Here is a 19,270-nt window from a genome sequence, read left to right on the forward strand (position 1 = left end):
GTGAACGACTATGGATATGGTAGATGTGTGGAATGCCGTTCGACGACATCTTCTCGCTTTTTCCCTCGTCATCGCGGCATGCGTCGGACTGGCTGTGCTTCTGAACGAAGTGGTGACTCCCTCCTACCGGGCGAATGTGAGTCTGGTCGCCAATATCGCCTCGAATCCGGAATCGAGTACATACAACGAGTTTCTAGCCAGCCAAATGCTGACCAAAACGTATGAGGATACGATTCAAAGCCGCTATATCGCCTCCGAGGTCAAGAAGCAAGTCTCCACCCCTGACACGGTCATTCAATTGCTGAAAAAGATCAAGGTCCGCACCGATCCGGGTACATTGGTCATCATGCTGTCCTATACGGGAGACGACCCGAAGCAGGCTGTCGCGATCGCCAACGCCTTCGCCGAAACGTTTATCGCCAAATCCAAGGAGATTGTGGCCGCAGCTAACGTTTCGATTCTGGATTACGCCAGCCTGGAGGAGACCAAGAAGCCGGTCAGCCCGCGTAAAGCGCTGAACATCGCGCTCGCCGGCTTCGTAGGCTTGTTCGGGGGACTCAGCCTGGCGCTGATCCTGAATGCCTGCCATATCCGCAACAAGAGAAACCGCCAAGCGCGGCGACCCTTGCCGGAGGATTACTCGGAGCTTAGCGACGCCCTGGTTCGGATTGAGAAGAAATATATAGGGAGGGCCGCCAAATGATGAATTTCGCCATCGCGGGCTGCGGACATATTGCTTACAAGCATGTCGACGCGATTGAAAAAACGGAAGGAGCCCGCCTGGTCGCCATATGCGATCCAAATCCGGACCGGCTCAAGGAACTGCGGGCGGTCACGTCGTCTACGGCCTATCCGGACCTGGGCACGATGCTGGCGAGGCAGCCGGAGATTGACGCGGTTTGCATCTGCACGCCCAGCGGGCTGCACGCGCCGCTGGCGCTTGAGGCGCTCCGGGAGGGCAAGCATCTCGTGCTGGAGAAGCCGGTGACGTTAAGCCTGACGGAGGCGGAGCAGCTGCGGGAAGCTGTTCGCGTGAGCGGCGTCAAGGCGACGGTCGTTCATCCGAACCGCTATCGGCCGGCGATGCAGGCACTCCGGGCGGCGTTGGCGGAGCACCGGTTCGGTAAGCTGAGCCACGTCAACATGACCCTCCGCTGGAACCGGAGCCAAGCCTATTATGATCAAGCGGCTTGGCGCGGCACGAAGGCGATGGACGGCGGGGTGCTGCTCAATCAGGCGATTCATGGCCTGGACTTGCTCCAGTGGTTGTTTGGTCCGGTTGCGGAGGTCAAATCGTTGACGGCTACGCGGATCAAGCAGATCGAAGCGGAGGATGTCGCCATTGCCGCGATCCGGCTCGACAGCGGCGCGCTGGGCGTGATCGAAGCTGCGACCACGGTGTACGGGCATAATCTCGAGGAAAGTATCTGGGTGTTCGGCGAGGAAGGATATGCCGTGATTGGCGGCAAGACGGCCAACTGGATCCGGCATTGGGTCTGCGCGTCGATGTCGCGGGAAGAGACGGAGGCGCTGATTCGCCGAGTGGACGAGGATCCTTACGGTGTGCCGGGGCACCAGTGCATCATCGCCGATCTGGTCCGGGCCGTTCAGGAGGACCGGGAACCGGAAATTACGCTGGAGGACGGCATTCGCGCCGTCAAGCTGGCACTGGACATGACCGGCGGGGGCAGCGGCGAACCCGCTCATACCCGCGGATAGGAAGGAGACGGTACATATGCATAGTGGAATGCAGAGCCGGTGGGTGCAGAACACGGAGAATCCCGGGGACGGGCAAGCCGAGCTGCTGCGCAAGTTAAAGGACAAAACCGCGGTGATCGGCGTGATCGGATTGGGGTATGTCGGTTTGCCGCTGGCCGTTGAAAAAGCGAAGGCCGGCTACAGCGTCATCGGTTTTGACGTACAGAGCCAAAAGATCGAGATGCTAAATCGCGGCCATAATTACATAGGTGATGTCGTAGACGAGGATTTACGCGAAATGGTGAAGGACGGGCGGCTGCGGGCTACCTCGGATTACGCGTTTTTGCGTGAAGTGGATGCTGTGGCGATTTGCGTTCCGACCCCGCTTGATATTTATCAGCAGCCGGATACGAGTTATGTCGAGAACTCCACGCGGGAAATCGCCCGGTTTCTCCACCCGGGGATGCTGGTCGTGTTGGAGAGCACCACGTACCCTGGAACGACAGAGGAGCTGGTGCGGCCGATCCTCGAAGCGACTAGGCTGCGCTGTGGCATTGATTTTTTCCTGGCGTATTCTCCAGAGCGGGTGGACCCCGGGAACAAGACGTACAATACGAAAAATACTCCCAAGGTGGTCGGCGGCGTCACTGCCGCTTGCTCGGAGGTGGCCGAGACACTGTATCGCGAGGTGCTGAACGGCGACGTGCACGTTGTATCCAGTCCGGCCGTGGCGGAAATGGAGAAGATTTATGAAAACACGTTCCGCCATATCAACATCGCCCTGGCGAATGAAATGGCCGTTCTCTGCAGCCGCATGGGGATCAACGTATGGGAAGTGATCGACGCGGCGAAGTCCAAGCCCTATGGATTTATGGCCTTTTATCCGGGGCCGGGGCTTGGCGGGCATTGCATCCCGGTGGATCCGTTTTATCTGACCTGGAAGGCGCGGGAATACGGGTACCATACCCGCTTGATTGAGTTGGCGGGAGAGATCAACAATGCGATGCCGGAATTCGTTGTGCGGCGGATCGGCGACATCTTAAACAACGACCGCAAGTCGCTGAGCGGCTCAACCGTCTATTTGCTGGGCGTTGCTTACAAGAAGGACATCGACGATTACCGCGAATCACCGGTGCTGAAGATGATCGGGTTGCTGGAGGAGCGCGGCGCCACCGTATGGACGAGCGATACGCATATTACGGAGTTTAAGTATCAAGGCCTGACTTATACGTGCGAGGAGCTGACCGAACAGCGGCTGCGAGCAGCGGATATTGCGGTGATCACAACGGATCATTCGGGATTTGACTATGAGCTGATCGGGCGCGCCAGCCGCTGCCTGCTGGATACACGAAACGCCATGAAGGATCAGGTCAAGCCGGATCGGTATTACTTGCTGTAACTCACCCATTAATCTGATGAGGAGCAAATAACCATGGATGCAATGATTCATGAAACTGCCGTAGTGGATCCGGGAGCGCAAATTGGGGAAGGGACAAGGATCTGGCATTTTACCCACGTGTCGTCCAGTGCGGTGATTGGCGGCCGATGCAGCCTGGGGCAAAACGTCTACGTTGCAGACCGCGTCCGTATCGGCAACGGGGTGAAGATCCAAAACAACGTCTCTGTCTATGAGGGCGTCATTTTGGAGGACGAGGTGTTTTGCGGGCCAAGCATGGTCTTTACGAATGTGCGGACGCCGCGCGCGGCGTTTCCGCGCAATCGCAGCCAGGATTATCTCAAGACGCGGGTCGGACGCGGTGCTTCTATCGGGGCGAATGCCACCGTCGTATGCGGGGTTACGATCGGGGAGTGGGCTCTGATCGCGGCGGGGGCCGTCGTCACCCGCGATGTGCCGCCCTATGCGCTGATTGCGGGAGTGCCTGGCCGGCGTATCGGCTGGGTGTGCCGCTGCGGCAAAACGCTGGGCTTTAGCGGCGGGATTGGACGGTGCGGCGACTGCGGCCGGGAATACCAGCTGGAGCAGGATGCCGTAGCGATCATAAAGGAAGGGTGAGCGGGTATGGAACCATTACAAACCGGGCAACAAGCGAGCGGTGCTGCGGGAAGCCCGAAGGAAGCGGGCAGCATCGCCACAGCTCAAGGAAAGCAAGCAGCCATCCCCTTGCTGGATCTGAAGCGGGAGGTTGCGGAGCTGAAGCCGCAGCTGATGCAGGCGATCGAAAAAGTGCTGGACGAAGCGGCGTTTATTATGGGCAGCGGGGTCAAGCGGCTGGAACAGGAGCTGGCCGAGTACCTGGGGACAAAGCATGCGATCACGCTGAACTCCGGTACGGACGCGCTGGTGATCGCGTTGCTTGCTGCTGGGATCGGCCACGGAGACGAGGTGATTACGACTCCGTTTACGTTTTTCGCTACGGCGGAGGCGATCAGTCGCGTAGGGGCAGAGCCGGTATTCGTCGATGTGGATCCGCTGACGTATAACCTGGATCTGGACAGCCTGGAGGCGGCCATCACGCCGCGCACCAAGGCGATCATCCCTGTGCACCTGTTTGGCCGCCCGCTGGATATGGAACGATTGATGCTGCTGGCTAGGCGCTGCGGGCTGATCGTCATTGAGGATACGGCTCAGGCGTTTGGCGCTGAGACGGGAGGGCGGAAGGCCGGGACGATTGGAGATATGGGATGCTACTCCTTCTTCCCATCCAAGAACCTGGGAGCCTACGGGGACGGCGGCCTTCTGGTTACGGACGACCCTGGGTTGGCCGAAGCCGCAGCCATGCTCCGGACGCACGGCTCGAAGCGCAAATATTACAACGAGCGGGTGGGCTTTAATTCCCGGCTGGATGAGATCCAGGCGGCGATCCTGCGGGTGAAGCTGCCCTGTATTGAGACATGGAACGAGGGCCGCCGGCAGGCTGCCGCGCGTTACCGCGAGCTGCTGCAGGACATCCCCGGGCTGGTGCTTCCAGACGAGGTTCCGTCCGGCGACAAGCAGGTGTTCCATCAATATACGGTGAGGGTGCTGAACGGACGGCGGGACGCCCTCCAGGCAGGACTGGCTGAAGCCGGAATCAGCAGTTACGTGTATTACCCGCTGCCGCTCCATCGGCTTCCTGTCTACGTAGGCCGCAACCTGGTCTTTCCGTTGGCGGAGCAGCTGTCGCAAGAGGTGTTGTCGCTGCCGATTTGGCCGCAAATCAGCGCAGAAGTGCAGGAACACATTGCCGGGCAAGTTCGCAGGCTGATGGGCTAATTTATTTTTCAAAGGACGATTATGCCAAATATGATAAGAAAATTTAACTTCCAATTTATCCGCCATCTTAGACAGCTTGGGGAACTGCTGCGGCTCCAAAACGTGCCCGCCCTGCTGCGGAAACTCAAGAACGACGGGTTCCTGAAGAACGTAGCCGTGCTGGCCAGCGGAACGGTTGTCAGCCAGGTGATCGTGATGGCGACGCTGCCGGTGTTGACGCGCCTTTACTCGCCAACTGAATACGGGACGTACTCGATGTACCTGTCGATTATCGGGATCTTGCTGATGGTGATTTCGTTCTCCTACGAAAATGCCATTACGCTGCCGGAAGACGACCGTACCGCCTCCAACGTGCTCAGTCTGTCCCTGCGCATCTGTATCGGGGTCAGCATTGCCAGCGGCATCGGGATTCATATCCTGGAGGAGCCGCTGTCGGCTTGGCTGCACGAATCTTATTTGACGCACTATTATCTGTTCTTTATCGTCAGCTTGTTCGTAGCCGGGTTCTATCAAATCCTGAACTACTGGTCGATCCGCAAAAAATACTTTAAGCAGCTGGCGCGAACGAAATATACGCAAAGCCTGAGCCAAGTATCCTCGCAGATTGGTTTGAGCTTGTTCCACCTCGGGCCGTTAGGGCTGATCATTGGGGATATCATCGGCCGATTTGGCGGATTGCTGCCGCAGTGGAAGCTCTGGCGCCGAGATGTCAAAAGCCAGGCCATCACCTCGGATTGGGCTGACTTGAAGGAGAGCGCCTACCGATACCGGCGGTTTCCGTTCCTGTCGATGGCCGCCGGGCTGCTGAACAGCGTTGTCCTCTACGTACCTACCATCCTGCTCGCTTCGTTCTACGGCCCGCAGGTGGCCGGCTGGTTCGCGCTTTGCCAGCGGATTCTCGGCTCACCGATGACGCTGATCATGACCTCCGTTCGCAACGTGTACTTGGCGGAATCCGCCGACTCCATGATCAACCATCCCCACAAACTGTATCCCTTATTCCGCAAAACGGTACGCAACGTCTTTCTGTTCGGCGCCTTGGTTATTTTTATCATCGTTGGGGTAGGTCCCTACCTATTCTCGTTCCTGTTTGGCGAAGAGTGGGCCCGGTCAGGCAGCTTTATCCGCATTCTCTCGATGATGTACTTAAGTCAGTTTGTCGCCAATTCCGTTGGATCCACGATCGACGTGATGGAACGGCAGGATCTGCATTTGTACCGGGAGATCATTCGGACGGTGCTCATTTTGGGCTCTTTGTATTTCGCCTGGCATACGCACCAGTCGGCCGAAATGGCCATCGGGCTGTTCAGCGCTGCATCTACGTTGGGGTACGCGCTGCATCTGGGGCTGTCGTGGCATTCGGTGCGGAAGTACCGGGGGGCAGAGGACAAGGCGGAGGATACGCTAGAAACCGTTGAAATCATTGCAGCCGAAGCTGCTGCGGACAGATCACTACTGGGCAAGGAGCGAGGTTAACGGGATGCTGACGATTTATTCGCCTCCAGCAAGGGCGGCCGAGAGAGAATACATCTACCGCGTGATTTTGGGCGAGTTCCTTGGTCTGGACTATACCATCATTTACCGGGACGGAGAGCATGTTGAATTGACCTGGGCATCGGGAACGGCTGCAGAACGAGAGGGGGAGGCAGCCTCTAGCAGACTCCTCCGCATGCCGGACGTGCTTCTGAAGACGCCCGACCGGATATGGCTGACCTCCGCTTCCTTGCCGAAGCTGCCGCTGGATCGGTTCAAGAAACCAACAAGAGGAACGGGGGAAGAACTGCTGCCGGTTATCTATGGCAAAAAAGGACGGACAGGCGCTTACATCGAGCCGTTAAACGAAGAGGGCGAGGAAGGCTGCTATCTTGGCGTGGATGTGTTCGGCAGCTGTTTGTTTATGCTGACGAGGTATGAAGAGATTGCGGTCCAGGAGCGAGACGGGCACGGCCGGTTTCCGGGATACCGTTCTCTCGCCTGGCGCGAGTCCTTCCTGCATCGCCCGATCGTCAATGAATACGTGGAGCTGTTGTGGGAACTGCTGCACGGGCTGTGGCCGGAGCTGGCCCGCAGGAAGCGAGAGGCGGCGATTTACCTGAGTCATGACGTGGATTATCCGTTCTACGTTTACGGCCGCAGCCGACTGCGGATGATCCGCGAAGTGATGATGGACGCTGTTCGCCGCCGGGATCTTGATTCGGCCCGTAAGAAAGCCGGGGTGCTTCTTCGATCCCGACGAGCACTGGACCAGGATCCGTTCAACACGTTTGGCTGGTTGATGGAGCTAAGCGAACAAGCCGGGCTGCGCAGCGCCTTTTATTTCATCACCGAGGAGCATCAAGACAAATCCGGGATTGACGGCAACTATTCCATCGACGACCCGGCGATCCAGCAGCTTCTGCAGGAAATCCATGCCCGGGGGCATGAGATCGGGCTGCATCCGGGGTACTATACGTTTTTGAATCCCGCACGGACCCGCAGACAATTTGAGAAGCTGCGGGAAATTGCTGAAGCTGGTGGCATTCATCAGGTGGCTTGGGGCGGGCGCCAGCACTATTTGCGCTGGCAGGCGCCGGACACATGGCAATTCTGGGAGGATGCCGGACTGGACTATGACAGCACGCTTGGATATGCGGACCAGGCGGGCTTCCGCTGCGGGGTTTGTTATGAATTTCCGGTGTTTAATCTAAAGACCCGGCGGGAGCTGGCATTGCGTGAGCGTCCACTCATCGTGATGGACCAAACCATCCTGCATCCAGAGTATATGGGGCTCACCCTCGAACAAGCCTATGAAACGATCCGCTGGCTATACCTGGAATGCCGGAAGTACAATGGCGATTTCACGCTGCTGTGGCACAACAGCCAGCTCGTGAAATCGTCGGATCGCTGGCTTTACCGCAAGGTGGTACTGGAGCTGCTCGGGTCAACGCAGCCGTAAGGGGGAGAATGCGTGAGAATCGCCTATTTGATTCATTGGAACGAAGGGCCGGAGAGCGGCGTATTCAAAAAAATCATCAGCCAAGCACGAACCTGGCAAGCGCTAGGCCATGAAACGGCGCTGTTTCTGTTCAGCCGGGATACGGCCGCGGCTTGGACGGAAGCGGAAAGCTGCGGGCTGCCTGTCTTTCGCGTAACGTATCGCGGCAGGTTGGGCCGGGCCCCCCGATTTAAAGCGTTAACTGCCCGAGTGCGCGCCTGGAAGCCGGACGTCATCTACCACCGCTATGATTTGTATTATCCCTCCTTGCCTCGGCTGCTCCGGGATCATCCGTCCGTGCTGGAGATTAACACGGATGATCTTGCGGAGCTGGAGTTGGAAAGCGGCGGGCTTGGGCTCCGCCGCATGTATCACTTGCTGACGCGCCGCTTCGTCTTGAGAGCCGCCGGAGGATTTGTGTTCGTCAGCGGGGAGTTGGCTGAAACAGCGAGCTTCCGGCGGTACGTGAAGAACGATTATGTGGTGATCGGCAACGGTATCCCGTTGGATCAGTTTGGAGCAACCGCTGTGGAGGATGCGGCGAATCACTCGGACTCTGATCCAGTGCGGTTTGTGTTTATCAGTTCGCCGGGCCAAGCCTGGCAGGGCTTGGAAGAGATCGCCCGGCTGGCCGCCGTTAAGTCGGACTGGCAGTTTGACATCATCGGTCCGGAGCGCGGCGAGCTGGAGGAGGCTGGCCTGCAGGTGCCGGCGAACATGGCGTTTTACGGCCAGTTGACACGTGATCGTTATCAGCCGCTGCTCGATCAGGCCGATATCGCCATCGGAACGCTGGCGCTGTATCGCAAAGGCATGAAGGAAGCCTCGCCGCTGAAGGTCCGCGAATATTTGGCCAACGGCCTGCCGGTGATTGCGGCCTACCGGGAGACGGATTTTCCGGAGCCGGTCCCCATCTTTCTCCAACTGCCGGGCGAGCCGGCGAACGTGATCCGCCATCTCTCTGAGATTGAACGCTTTGTCCGCGAATGGCGGGGGCGGCGGGTGGAACGGGAGCAGGTGCGTCACTTGGACGTCGCCTTTAAAGAGGCGGCGCGGGTGGCTTATATGCGGCGGATTGCTGGGCGGCAGGAAGGAGGGGGCTGAGGATGGTCGAGACCAGTCTGATATGGATCGGATTGCTGGTTGCGGCCGTCATATTTTTTAACCTTCAGTGCCTGTTGTCATTAATAATGAAAGTGGACGCCGCCTACCTGTTTGCGTTTTGCATCTATTTCGATTTCTTTGCCTACTTCTACAAGCTGGCCGTTCCCGGGGAATCGTTAATCCTGTTAGTTGGAGCGCCGCTGCTGCCGGTGGGTGCCGCTCTGCTGCTTAAACCGTCAATTGTCCTGGAGACGCTGCGGGATCAAGGGATTTGGCTTTGGGCGATTTTTCTCGGCTATGCCCTCATCTCGCTGACCTGGGCTCCGGCTGAATCCAACGGATTCATGAAGGAAGTTATTCTGTTGGCGCATGGCGTTGTTCCGGCGCTGTATATCTATCTCGTCTATCGAAAATACGGCCGGTTTTCCTGGAGCATCGTCGCCTGGGCCGGCTTGGCTTACGCGGTGTTGCATCTGCTGCTAGGCGAGTACAACGAAGAATATCCCGGACGGTTAACGCTTCCTGGCGGAAATCCGATCTTTAACGCCCGGACATCGCTGATTACGGCAACGGTATGCCTTTGGGCGCCGCGGATTCCGCTGCCGCTCAGGCTTCTGTCGCTGGGCGTCGCGCTGGCTTCGGCGCTGGCCACGCAGTCTCGGGGGCCGCTGGCGGCTTTTCTGCTCGCCAACGCGCTGTATTTGGGCGTATGGTTCATCCGTCAATTCCGGGTGCGGAAGCTAAGGAAACTGTCGCGTTTCACTGTGCCGCTGCTGTTTCTGGCGATCGTAGCGGGTGGAGTCGCATCGGCTTATGCGGAGCAATTGGAGGATTGGGTGGAAAACAGCCGGTTTATGGTCCTGTTCGACCGAAATCAGCTGCAGGGCGACGATAACTATATCGGCCGGTTGGACTTGCAGACAAGGGCCTTGGAGAAGCTGGAGTCCACTCCGTTTCTCGGGGCCGGGCTAGGCAGCGTCACACCTCCCTTAGCCCGGGATTTTCCGCATAATCTGGTGCTGGAAATCGCAGCTGAAGGGGGATTTGTGGGGTTAACATTATGGACATTCGCCCTGCTGTTCTCTTTAGGGGCGGCTTACCAACGTACGCCGGTGCTGGCCATCCTGCTGGTTCAGTCGGTGGGTTACTCCCTGCTCAGCGGGGACTTTGGTTACAACTACGAATACGTGGTGATGGCCGTGACAGGATTGGCGCTGCTGCCGGTCAAGCAACGGGAAGGAGTGGGGATCCAACGTGAAGCTCTTATTTGTGATCACCGGATTTGATTATGCGGGAGCGGAAAACCAAGTGCTGCTGCTGTGCCGCGAACTGCGGGCCAGAGACTGTGAGGTCCGTCTGGTGACGATGATACCGCCGGTGGCGTACTTGGAGGAGCTTAAGGAGCTGGGGGTTGAAGTTGTCAGCCTCGGCATGAAAAAAGGGGTACCGGACCCTCGGGCGATCTGCCGGCTTACCAGCTTGATTCGGCGGATGCGGCCCGATGTGGTCCATAGCCATCTGGTGCATGCGAATATTTTGGCGCGTGTCACACGGTTGTTTGTGCGCATTCCGTTTTTGGTCTGCACTGCCCACAACGTCAACGAAGGGGGCTGGCGGCGGGAGCTGCTGTACCGGCTTACCGATCCGCTGGGGGACCTGCTGACCAATGTCAGCCAGGAAGCGGTGCGCATATATACTGAGCGCAGAATCGCGCCAGCCCGTAAAATCCGGTTGATGGAAAATGGCATCGATCTCAGCCGCTTCGCCGAGGATCCCCGACAACGCCGGCAGTTGCGGGCAGAGCTGGGGGTGGAGCAAGGGGGCGCATGTGAGGCGGAGGAACGCGGGGAGGAAGTCCGGGCCGGAACAGGTGGAGAAGGTGAACAAGCCGTTGTGGAGAGCGCGGGGCTTCCGCAGGAGCCGTTTGTCTGGCTGGCTGCCGGACGTTTCGTCCCGGAGAAGGATTACCCGGCTATGCTGCTAGCCTATGCCGAAGCGCGGCAGCGCTTTGCGAACAGCGTGCTGTGGATCGCCGGAATCGGACCGGAACGGCCGCGGATCGAACAGCTGGCGGCGGAGCTGGGCTTATCGGCATACGTGCGCATCCTCGGCATTCGTACGGACATGCCGGCCCTGATGCAAGCCGCTGATGGATTTGTCCTGTCCTCGAAATGGGAAGGGTTGCCGATCGTACTGCTGGAGGCTTGCGCCAGCCGGCTGCCGATCGTTGCTACCGCCGTAGGCGGCAATGCCGAGGTGGTGCTGGACGGCGTAAATGGCCACCTGGTACCGGCGGCGGAGCCGGCCGCGCTGGCTCGTGCGATGGAGCAGGTGATGGCCCTGCCGCCGGAGGAGCGGCGAGCCATGGGGCAGCGCGGTTGGGAACACGCTGCGGCCCATTATGACATTTCCCGTGTCACCGGGAAATGGATTGAGCTTTACGAGCAGGCATCCGGCCGGAAGCTGCCTTCTGCCCGAATGTTGTCCAAGGAGGCGCATAAAGGATGACGCAAACGCGAAAAGCCGCTTATATCGCAACGGTATACGCCCATTTGGCGGCGTTCCATCTGCCTTTTATGCGCGATCTGCGGGCTGCCGGGTTTACCGTTCATGCCTACGCCGCCCCGGATCACGGCAGGGAAGAGGTGGACGCCGCCGGGTTTACGTGCCGGGACCTGCCGTTTAGCCGCAATCCACTGGCCCCCGGGAACGTTCGAGCCTTGCGGGAGCTCGTGGACTGGCTCAAACGGGAGCGATATGACCTGATTCATGTGCATACGCCCAACGCAAGTGTGGTCTGCCGGGTGGCCGCCTTAATGGCAGGCCGTCCGTATCCTAAAGTCGTTTACACCGCGCACGGTTTTCATTTTTATACCGGAGCTCCTTGGTTGAACTGGCTGTTGTATTACCCGCTGGAGCGGCTCTTATCCCGGTGGACCGATATTCTCGTGACGATCAACCGGGAGGATGCCCGGCGGGCGGCCGCCTTTCCGGTGCGTGGCCGCAGCGTCTACGTCCCCGGGGTTGGCGCAGATCTGACTTTATATTCGGACGCGGCCTTGGGGGATGGAAATCGCGAGCAGCAACGCCGCGAGTTGGGCTTAGCCCCGGACGATTTCGCCGTGCTCTGCATTGCGGAGCTGAACCGCAACAAAAATCAAGCGCAGCTGATTGAAGCGATCGCGGAGCTTCGGCGCCGAGGCGTCCCGGCCGTGCTGCTGCTGGCCGGGGTTGGCCGGGAGGAAGCGCGGTATCGGCAGCTCGCCGCGGCAGAGGCCGTGCGCTTCCTCGGCTATCGCCGCGACGTGCCGCAGCTGCTGCAAGCAGCGGACGTCCTGGCGCTCGCGTCGCGGCGTGAGGGCCTGCCCAAGGCGCTGCTGGAGGGGCTGGCCGCCGGCAAGCCGTTGGTGGCCACGGCGGTGCGCGGCAGCCGCGATCTCGTCGCCCCCGGCCGCAACGGCTACCTCGTTCCGGTTGGGGACGTGCAGGCCACCGCCGAGGCGCTCGAGCGGCTGCAGCAGGACGCCGGGCTGCGGCAGCGCATGGGCGAGTACGGCCGCAAGCTGGCGCGGCTGTACGATTTGGAGCAAATTCGCCGCGACGTGGCGGCGATGTATACGCAGCTTGGGGTGCACAAGCGGGCAGAAGCTTGGGAGGATCAGCCGCGCTTGGAAGACGCGGAGGGGGAAGGGATTTATGATCAAGCTGTTTCGGAATAATGGGATGAAGGCGGTGCTTCTCCTTCTTGATCTGCTGGCGATATATGCCAGCTACTGGCTTGCTGCCGGACTGCTGCCGCAAGGGAGCTGGAGCCAGCCCGGTGTGCTGGGGGATTCATCATTCGGTAGCGCCCCATGGTTAGGGATGTTAACGGTGATGACGTATTATTTTTTTAACTTATACGATTTGGCAGGACGGCGGAAGCCGGCGCAATTTCTATGGAATTTACTGCTGGCCCAGTTATTCGTCGCCGCGGAGCTGATCGTGTTCAGCTATGCGAGCAAATGGTTGAGCTTGCCTCCGCGTCTGTTGCTCTTTACATTTGCCGCCCAGTTGCTGTTATCGTTTGGCCTTCGGTTGCTGTTGTTTTACATCCAGAGCAAAGGATTTACCCGCAAAAAGACGTTGGCCGTGGTCAGCGCTGAAGCTCCTGGTGAAGAAGCGCTGCGCGGCATGTTGGAACAGGGCAAGCCCTGGTTCCGCGTTGAGCGGATTGTACGCGCGGACAGTGGAGAGGCGGGCGAAGCACTGCCGGAGCAGGCATGGGAAGGGATGGAGACGTTGCTCATCGGTCCAGGGTTGACTCCCGAAACGAAGGCAGCATGGGTTCAGGCCGCAGGGAAAAGAAATATGGAAGTGGTCATCGTTCCCGATTTTTACGAGCTGTATCTCGCCGATGCCGAGCCGCAACAAATTGGCGATTTGCTGGTGTATTCGCTGATACCGCCGCAGTTGACGCTGCCGGAGCGCCTGTTCAAGCGCCTTTTTGATCTGACGGTATTTTCGGTTTTGCTGCTTGCCGCATCCCCCGTGATGCTTGCGATGTTCCTCCTCATCCCGCTGACGTCGCGAGGGAAGGCGCTGTATGTTCAGGAGCGCATCGGGCTGCATGAAAAGCCGTTCTCGTTGTACAAGTTCCGCAGCATGGTGGATGGAGCAGAAGCCGCAACCGGTCCGGTGCTGGCCGGGCGGAACGATGCCCGGGTGACCCGGCTGGGCCAGTGGATGCGCGCCACCCGGATCGACGAGCTGCCGCAGCTGTTCAACGTGCTGCTTGGTCATATGAGCTTGGTAGGGCCGCGGCCGGAGCGGGCGTTTTTTATTAACCGGTTTAAAGAGGAACTGCCGCATTACACGTATCGGCTGATGGTGAAGCCGGGGTTAACGGGATATGCCCAAGTGATGGCAGGGTATGCCACCACACCGTCCGACAAGCTGCGTTACGACTTGATGTACATCAAAAGATATTCGCTGCTGCTCGATCTGAAGATCCTGTTCCAGACGATCCGGGTCGTGCTTCAACGGGAGCAAGCCAAAGGCGTGGAGGCAGGCGCAGCGGCAACGTCCACGGCAGCGGGAAAGGATAGCGAAAATGCCTCCACCGGCCTCCAAATCTAATGAATTACTTGGCCGTATTGTCCGCCAGCGTTCCTGCTCCCGATGCCAGCGCTGCCCTAGCTTGCTCCGACAAGCGGATAGGGGTTTCCGCGCCGGTAATTACGTTATCGGCAATGTGGAAGCTGCCGATTTGGTCGAGGCGGATCCCGCTTGAATCGGGGAAGGGCTGGCCTTCGCCGTTTTCGATGACGTTGCGCTCAATGACGACGCCGCCAGCCGAGCCAACGTTGGCCTCAATCGCAGCATAGAAGCTGCCGCTTCCCCCGATGGTATTGTCGGACACGGTTACATCGCCGGCATATACGGATATGGCAGAGTACATGTCCTGCGGCAGCGGGTCCTTGGGCGTAACGAGATAGCGGTTATCTCCGGAGTAGGAGTTGAGGATCCGGTTATTTTTGACGACAACGCCTGGGGCGGAGATTTTGATGCCGCGTTTGGCGGTGTGGTGGAGGATGTTCCCGGAGATGACAGAATCCGATCGCGGCGAAGAAGCAGGCGGCTGATCAAAATAGATTCCGTCCGCATCCTCTCGCGGGGTAATATAAGAAATCAGGTTGCCTGTAATGCTGACGCGGCGGGCGATCGTGCGCCCCGGTTCGCTCCAGGCCATAATCCCCCGCGCGACGGGGGCGATTTCTCGCGCGGAGATTCCGGTGATCGTGCAGCCGAGGATATTGATGTCCAGAGTGTTGCCGTAGATCATAATGCCGGCGACGACGGTAGTGGACAACGGGTGCTGCGGATCGGCCGGCTGGTTCAAGTCCTGGATCGTACTATTCACAATTTGCACGTTCGATGATCCGCTGTGCACGCCGATCCCGCGGGTCAGCCGTGAACCGCCGTCGATCACGATGCCGTCGATGCGGACCTTGCGCCCCTGGACGGAGACGGCCTCAAAGCCGTATCGGGCTCCGCTGATCGCACGGAATTTCAGGACAGGCCGGCCCAGCCCGCGGAGGGTGACGCCGCTGCGGATCGGCAGCGGCTCGTCCAGAGCGAGCAGATACGTGCCAGGGGGGACGAGGACGGTCGTGTTATGACCGGTGGCCGCCGCTTGCCGAAGCACGCGCAAAAAAACAGCCGTATCATCTGTGAGGCCGTCGCCTTTGGCGCCGGCCTCCTTTACGTTGAAGGTGGGAGCGGGAAAGGGGGAGTTCGCCTCCCAACGCAGCAGCAAGGCCCAACTCAAGCCCAAAATCAACAGTGCAAGGAGCAGCCACCGGCTCTGACGCCGGCGCGGATCACCGCCGCCTCGCTTCGGGCGAAGCGGGCCGTTTGGATGTGGCCAGAGAGATTTTTTACTCATTGGGCTCATCCCCCAGAAGCTGACGGGACATCTCGGACCAGGCCGTCATATTCGGAATCCAGTAGTACAGTTCAGCGCCGACCAACGGGTCCTTCGCTTTGCCGCTGCTCCCCGGAAACTGCACAAAATACATCTCCTCGGGATCAATGCTGCGAACCATCCAGGCCAAGCTCAGCATATCGGCATCGGTCAGATTGGTGTCCAAAATGTCTTCCTTCACTTGCCGGATCAGCTCGGGCAGACGGGTCAGGTTATCCGGAACGAGCAGCCTGCGGGCAATCGCCTGCACGACCAGCGCCTGATTTCGCTGCCGGGCGTTGTCGCCGTCTTCCAGCGATTTGCGCTCGCGGACGAAATCGAGAGCCGTTTCGCCATTCCAGTGCTGTTCTCCTGCAGGCAAAGTCCGATAATTGTAGGTCAGCTTAACGGGAGCCTCCAATTTAACGTCGATGCCGCCGATCGTATCCACGAAATGCTCAAACCCGCTGAAGTTGGTTTTGACGTAATAGTTGATGGTGCAGCGGCATAAATTGCTGACGGCCTGAATTGCGGCGAGGGTGCCGGCGTGGCTGCCTTTGCCACGGGCTTCCGCCATGGCATGGGCATGGTTGATCTTGGTCAGTCCAATGCCGGGAAGGTTGACCTGGGTATCGCGCGGAATGGATACAAGGTTGACGGTATTGTCCTCCGGATTGACGTGGGCGAGCAACAGCACATCGGTGCGCGAAGCTTCCTCTGCCCGAGCGTCAGTGGCGAGCAGCAGCAGGTTAAAGCTGCCCCGGGCTCCGCGAATCTCCTCTGACGAAGGGGCCGCACCGGCTTTTCCTGCCGTTCCATTATCAATAACACCAGTTTGCCCAGAGCTTGAAGCTTCGTCGCCGATGCCTTCCTCCGTATCCGACAGTACATCTCCACCGGTACGCTCCGGCGTAGCCAATACCGGGATCTCGGTGCCCCGAAAATGCCGTGAAGGCTCGTATTTCAAATAGGCGGTCAGCAGTCCGAAAGCCGCAAGGAGCAGAAGAATTACCGGGATTGCCACTTTTTTGGGGATTTTGAATTTCATTCGTTTTTCCACTCCGTCTCTAGCGATTCGAGTAGATCTCGTGAAAGGGTTTCATAGCAGTATATTCGTGGAATCTGAACCGTATGCTCGGAATGAAGGAATCTGCCAAGCCAGCGTCAGAGTGCGCGAATGCGTGCAAAAATGACGAAATTCCAGCATTTTACCAAGTCTATTTCGGACTAGACCTACATAAGGTGGTGGAAATGGGGCGAATGCCGATATTTTTTTAGGGAATAGGGGAGTCAAGCCGATGAAAGTGCTAGTCACGGGGGGAGCGGGGTTTATTGGGCGCCACACAGTCAAGCGGCTGGTGGAAGAGGGGGAGCAGGTGGTGGTGGTCGATACCGGGTTGCCCGGGAATCTAAGGAAAAAAGACGAGTTGGTTACATACTACGCGACGGACATTATGTCCGATGAATTGGAGTTGATCTTTGCCGAGGAACGACCGGATGCCGTTATTCACCTTGCAGCCCAAACCAGTGTCCGTCGCTCCTTGCAAAACCCAACGGCCGACGCCGAGACGAATATCCTGGGGACGATCCAACTGCTGGAGCAATGCATTCGTTTCGGAGTGCGGCGGATTGTCTTTGCGTCATCGGCCGCGGTGTACGGGAATCCAGACCATTTGCCGATCAAAGAGTCGCAACGACCGGAGCCTTTGTCTTTTTACGGTGTGTCGAAACGGGTTTCCGAGATGTATATCCAATCGTTTAGCGAGCGCTACGGGCTGGAGTATTCGATCCTTCGGTATGCCAATGTTTATGGGATACGGGAGCGGCGTACCGGTGAGGATGGAGTGCTGACCGCGTTCGTCGAACGACTGATTGCGGGCCTTCCTCTGGAGGTGTACGGAGATGGCTCGCAGACGCGGGATTTCGTCTATGTGAAGGATATCGCAGAGGCGAACGTGCAGGCGCTGCGATGCGCGGGCAGTCAGATTATAAATGTCAGCAGCGGGCGCGGTATCTCTATTCTGGAGGCGTTGGGGGTCTTATCGGAGATATCCGGCCGCCATGTGCAGCCGCAATTCCGTCCCGCCCAGCCGGGGGATATTGACCAGAGTGTGCTTGATAACGGCAAAGTTCGGGAGATCCTCTGGTGGGAGCCGCGATATTCGCTATATAATGGATTAGTAGAGATGATGGAATTCGAAATGGAAGCGAGAAAAAATCCACTGCTCATCCAGCGAACCAACTACAGTGAACCATCGGTCTTCTTTTTTGGGGGGAGCCTCGGATAAACGACGCCCGCAGCCCCCTCCTCTGTGATATGATGAATCTAGAAGAAGGAGAGCTTTTCGTTCGGATAGGTGTCGGAATAGGGTCCGGAGCCGGCCATCGGAGGAACATATCGGGAGGGATGACGGGATGAACGACAAGGGCGAATACGCAGACCCGCATCAAAATGAATCCGCTTACCTGGTGCAGGCTCTGCGATTTGGCCTCACCTGCCTGATGGAATACGTGCTGCTGCTGCCGGCATGGATCTTGTTCGCGGCGTTCCTTCGGCCGCCGGAGCTTCCGGTCGCGGGACTTGGCCTGCTGCCGTTGCTCTCGCTGGCCGGCGTCCTGCTTGGCACCCGGCTGCGTAAGCTGTGGCAGCGCGGGGCTGCGGCCCTCGCCTTTGGCGCGGTGTATACCGCGGCCGCCTTCGCTTGGGCGGGGGGCGCGAGCGCGCTTGGCTTCGGTAACGCCGCATCGGCCGGCCAGACGCCCGCGCTAGCCTCCACCGTCGTTGCGCTGTTGCAAACGGTGGCGCTGTTTGCCGCCGGGGTGTTTTGCTCGCTGCAAGGGCTGACGGTTCGGAATCGCCAGCGCCATTTTCGGCTGTACTGGGTTGGGCTTGGCCTCTATTTCTTAGCGGGAATCTTCTTCCCGCGAATCGAAGCGCTTCAAGCGACGGTCCCGCTCATCACCTGGGCCGGCGTAATCAACTTGGCCACGGCTCTGTTCGTGACGAACCATCAGTTTCTGTGCTACAGTTCGCAATCCGGTGACTCGGGAGAGCGGCTGCCTGCTGGTCTCCGCCGCCATAACCGCTTATTTGTCGGCGTGATCGTTGTTGCCGCTTTGTTGCTGGCGGCCGGCGTTGGTCGCTGGATCGGCAGCCTGCTGTGGAGATTGCTTCAAGCGATCGTGCGTTGGTTAACCCGTCCGCAGGAGCCTGTGCTTCCGCCGACGGAAGAGCCGGAAGCGGTAACTCCGCCGCAGGAGCCGATACTGCCAGCGGAACCCCAGGAACCGGGGTTGCTGTCGGAAATTTTGAACTATGCGTTTTATGTGTTTGGCGGCTTGCTCCTGGCGGCACTGCTGGGCTTCGTCCTGTATTGGCTGTATAAGAACGCCGGGGGTTACTGGCGCAAAGCGATCAGTCGCCTGCTCAACTTGCTGCGCCGGGAAAGCGCCGCGCCGGAGCCAGCTGCTTACCGCGACGAGGAGACGAGTTTATTGACTTGGGAATCGGCACTGCAAGGCTGGCGCAGGATTGGCGCCCGCCTGCTGCGTACCGGGAAGCCAGCCGAACGTTGGGAGGACATGAGGGATAACCGAGAGCGCGTCCGCTTTTTGTACCGACTATTTTTGCGGAAGGAACGTCAGCGGGGGGTCTCGCTCAAGCCCTATTTGACCCCAAAGGAATTGGTGGAAGAGATCAAGCTGGAAGCTGCAGTTGATCCGTTGCTCCAACTGTACTATGAAACGAGGTATGGGGAAGAGCTGCCGGGAGACGAGGAGGTGGCGGAGCTGCGGCGGCGCCTTGCGCGGTAAGGCGAAGCAGGTGTGCTCCGGA

Annotated in this window: 16 protein-coding genes; 14 read left to right on the top strand and 2 right to left on the bottom strand. The window is 58.9% G+C overall.

Features of this window, described 5'->3' with window-relative positions; translation table 11 throughout:
• The first annotated feature begins 10 nt into the window (after window positions 1-10).
• The 12 genes from NSQ80_RS02340 to NSQ80_RS02395 all read left to right on the top strand — a co-directional run bounded on the left by NSQ80_RS02340 (window position 11) and on the right by NSQ80_RS02395 (window position 14,108).
• Complete coding sequence (locus NSQ80_RS02340) at window positions 11-703, top strand: GNVR domain-containing protein (RefSeq protein WP_339301197.1); 693 nt, start codon at window positions 11-13, stop codon at window positions 701-703.
• Window positions 700-1,719 (top strand): Gfo/Idh/MocA family oxidoreductase, encoded by a 1,020-nt coding sequence (locus NSQ80_RS02345; protein ID WP_339301199.1) that lies wholly within the window; start codon window positions 700-702, stop codon window positions 1,717-1,719. The genes NSQ80_RS02340 and NSQ80_RS02345 overlap by 4 nt, the downstream gene beginning before the upstream one ends.
• Before the next feature lie 28 nt (window positions 1,720-1,747).
• Window positions 1,748-3,097 carry a nucleotide sugar dehydrogenase gene (locus NSQ80_RS02350; protein WP_323079173.1) on the top strand — a complete coding sequence of 450 codons (1,350 nt, stop codon included), beginning with the start codon at window positions 1,748-1,750 and terminating at the stop codon, window positions 3,095-3,097.
• A 33-nt stretch (window positions 3,098-3,130) separates the two neighbouring features.
• Window positions 3,131-3,712 carry an acyltransferase gene (locus tag NSQ80_RS02355; protein ID WP_260070519.1) on the top strand — a complete coding sequence of 194 codons (582 nt, stop codon included), beginning with the start codon at window positions 3,131-3,133 and terminating at the stop codon, window positions 3,710-3,712.
• Between the two features lie 153 nt (window positions 3,713-3,865).
• Window positions 3,866-4,912, top strand: coding sequence for a DegT/DnrJ/EryC1/StrS family aminotransferase (locus tag NSQ80_RS02360; protein ID WP_339302153.1), 1,047 nt, complete (start codon window positions 3,866-3,868; stop codon window positions 4,910-4,912).
• A 30-nt stretch (window positions 4,913-4,942) separates the two neighbouring features.
• Window positions 4,943-6,388, top strand: a complete 1,446-nt coding sequence (locus NSQ80_RS02365) for an oligosaccharide flippase family protein (protein WP_339301201.1) — start codon at window positions 4,943-4,945, stop codon at window positions 6,386-6,388.
• Complete coding sequence (locus tag NSQ80_RS02370; RefSeq protein WP_339301202.1) at window positions 6,327-7,847, top strand: polysaccharide deacetylase family protein; 1,521 nt, start codon at window positions 6,327-6,329, stop codon at window positions 7,845-7,847. The genes NSQ80_RS02365 and NSQ80_RS02370 overlap by 62 nt, the downstream gene beginning before the upstream one ends.
• A gap of 12 nt (window positions 7,848-7,859) precedes the next feature.
• Window positions 7,860-8,990: a glycosyltransferase gene (locus NSQ80_RS02375; RefSeq protein ID WP_339301204.1), complete on the top strand. Its 1,131-nt coding sequence runs from the start codon at window positions 7,860-7,862 to the stop codon at window positions 8,988-8,990.
• Between the two features lie 2 nt (window positions 8,991-8,992).
• Complete coding sequence (locus NSQ80_RS02380) at window positions 8,993-10,276, top strand: O-antigen ligase family protein (protein ID WP_339301206.1); 1,284 nt, start codon at window positions 8,993-8,995, stop codon at window positions 10,274-10,276.
• Window positions 10,245-11,498 carry a glycosyltransferase gene (locus NSQ80_RS02385; protein ID WP_339301208.1) on the top strand — a complete coding sequence of 418 codons (1,254 nt, stop codon included), beginning with the start codon at window positions 10,245-10,247 and terminating at the stop codon, window positions 11,496-11,498. Before NSQ80_RS02380 ends, NSQ80_RS02385 begins: the two co-directional genes overlap by 32 nt.
• Entirely contained in the window at window positions 11,495-12,709 is a 1,215-nt protein-coding gene (locus NSQ80_RS02390) for a glycosyltransferase family 4 protein (RefSeq protein ID WP_339301210.1), read from the top strand. The genes NSQ80_RS02385 and NSQ80_RS02390 overlap by 4 nt, the downstream gene beginning before the upstream one ends.
• Window positions 12,687-14,108 (top strand): sugar transferase, encoded by a 1,422-nt coding sequence (locus NSQ80_RS02395; protein ID WP_260070512.1) that lies wholly within the window; start codon window positions 12,687-12,689, stop codon window positions 14,106-14,108. The genes NSQ80_RS02390 and NSQ80_RS02395 overlap by 23 nt, the downstream gene beginning before the upstream one ends.
• A gap of 4 nt (window positions 14,109-14,112) precedes the next feature.
• Here the strand turns inward: NSQ80_RS02395 and NSQ80_RS02400 are convergent, their stop codons facing one another.
• Both NSQ80_RS02400 and NSQ80_RS02405 read right to left on the bottom strand, forming a co-directional pair.
• Window positions 14,113-15,417, bottom strand: coding sequence for a glycosyl hydrolase family 28-related protein (locus tag NSQ80_RS02400; RefSeq protein ID WP_323078828.1), 1,305 nt, complete (start codon window positions 15,415-15,417; stop codon window positions 14,113-14,115).
• Window positions 15,410-16,483 carry an LCP family protein gene (locus NSQ80_RS02405; protein ID WP_339301213.1) on the bottom strand — a complete coding sequence of 358 codons (1,074 nt, stop codon included), beginning with the start codon at window positions 16,481-16,483 and terminating at the stop codon, window positions 15,410-15,412. The genes NSQ80_RS02400 and NSQ80_RS02405 overlap by 8 nt, the downstream gene beginning before the upstream one ends.
• 250 nt (window positions 16,484-16,733) lie before the next feature.
• On the opposite strand from NSQ80_RS02405, the gene NSQ80_RS02410 reads away from it, so the two are divergent.
• Entirely contained in the window at window positions 16,734-17,723 is a 990-nt protein-coding gene (locus tag NSQ80_RS02410) for an NAD-dependent epimerase/dehydratase family protein (RefSeq protein WP_260070509.1), read from the top strand.
• Between the two features lie 127 nt (window positions 17,724-17,850).
• Window positions 17,851-19,248: a DUF4129 domain-containing protein gene (locus NSQ80_RS02415; RefSeq protein WP_339301216.1), complete on the top strand. Its 1,398-nt coding sequence runs from the start codon at window positions 17,851-17,853 to the stop codon at window positions 19,246-19,248.
• Window positions 19,249-19,270: the final 22 nt, after the last annotated feature.

The sequence above is a fragment of the Paenibacillus sp. FSL K6-2441 genome, assembly GCF_037964765.1.
In the GTDB taxonomy this organism is placed as follows: Bacteria; Bacillota; Bacilli; order Paenibacillales; family Paenibacillaceae; genus Fontibacillus; species Fontibacillus phoenicis.

Excerpts from the sequence above, each read along its gene's own strand:
- NSQ80_RS02340 (WP_339301197.1), top strand. The coding sequence starts at position 11 with ATGGATATGGTAGATGTGTGGAATGCCGTTCGACGACATCTTCTCGCT.
- NSQ80_RS02405 (WP_339301213.1), bottom strand. The coding sequence starts at position 16,483 with ATGAAATTCAAAATCCCCAAAAAAGTGGCAATCCCGGTAATTCTTCTG.
- NSQ80_RS02410 (WP_260070509.1), top strand. The coding sequence starts at position 16,734 with ATGAAAGTGCTAGTCACGGGGGGAGCGGGGTTTATTGGGCGCCACACA.
- NSQ80_RS02380 (WP_339301206.1), top strand. The coding sequence starts at position 8,993 with ATGGTCGAGACCAGTCTGATATGGATCGGATTGCTGGTTGCGGCCGTC.
- NSQ80_RS02400 (WP_323078828.1), bottom strand. The coding sequence starts at position 15,417 with ATGAGTAAAAAATCTCTCTGGCCACATCCAAACGGCCCGCTTCGCCCG.
- NSQ80_RS02390 (WP_339301210.1), top strand. The coding sequence starts at position 11,495 with ATGACGCAAACGCGAAAAGCCGCTTATATCGCAACGGTATACGCCCAT.
- NSQ80_RS02355 (WP_260070519.1), top strand. The coding sequence starts at position 3,131 with ATGGATGCAATGATTCATGAAACTGCCGTAGTGGATCCGGGAGCGCAA.
- NSQ80_RS02365 (WP_339301201.1), top strand. The coding sequence starts at position 4,943 with ATGATAAGAAAATTTAACTTCCAATTTATCCGCCATCTTAGACAGCTT.
- NSQ80_RS02395 (WP_260070512.1), top strand. The coding sequence starts at position 12,687 with ATGATCAAGCTGTTTCGGAATAATGGGATGAAGGCGGTGCTTCTCCTT.
- NSQ80_RS02415 (WP_339301216.1), top strand. The coding sequence starts at position 17,851 with ATGAACGACAAGGGCGAATACGCAGACCCGCATCAAAATGAATCCGCT.
- NSQ80_RS02360 (WP_339302153.1), top strand. The coding sequence starts at position 3,866 with ATGCAGGCGATCGAAAAAGTGCTGGACGAAGCGGCGTTTATTATGGGC.
- NSQ80_RS02345 (WP_339301199.1), top strand. The coding sequence starts at position 700 with ATGATGAATTTCGCCATCGCGGGCTGCGGACATATTGCTTACAAGCAT.
- NSQ80_RS02350 (WP_323079173.1), top strand. The coding sequence starts at position 1,748 with ATGCAGAGCCGGTGGGTGCAGAACACGGAGAATCCCGGGGACGGGCAA.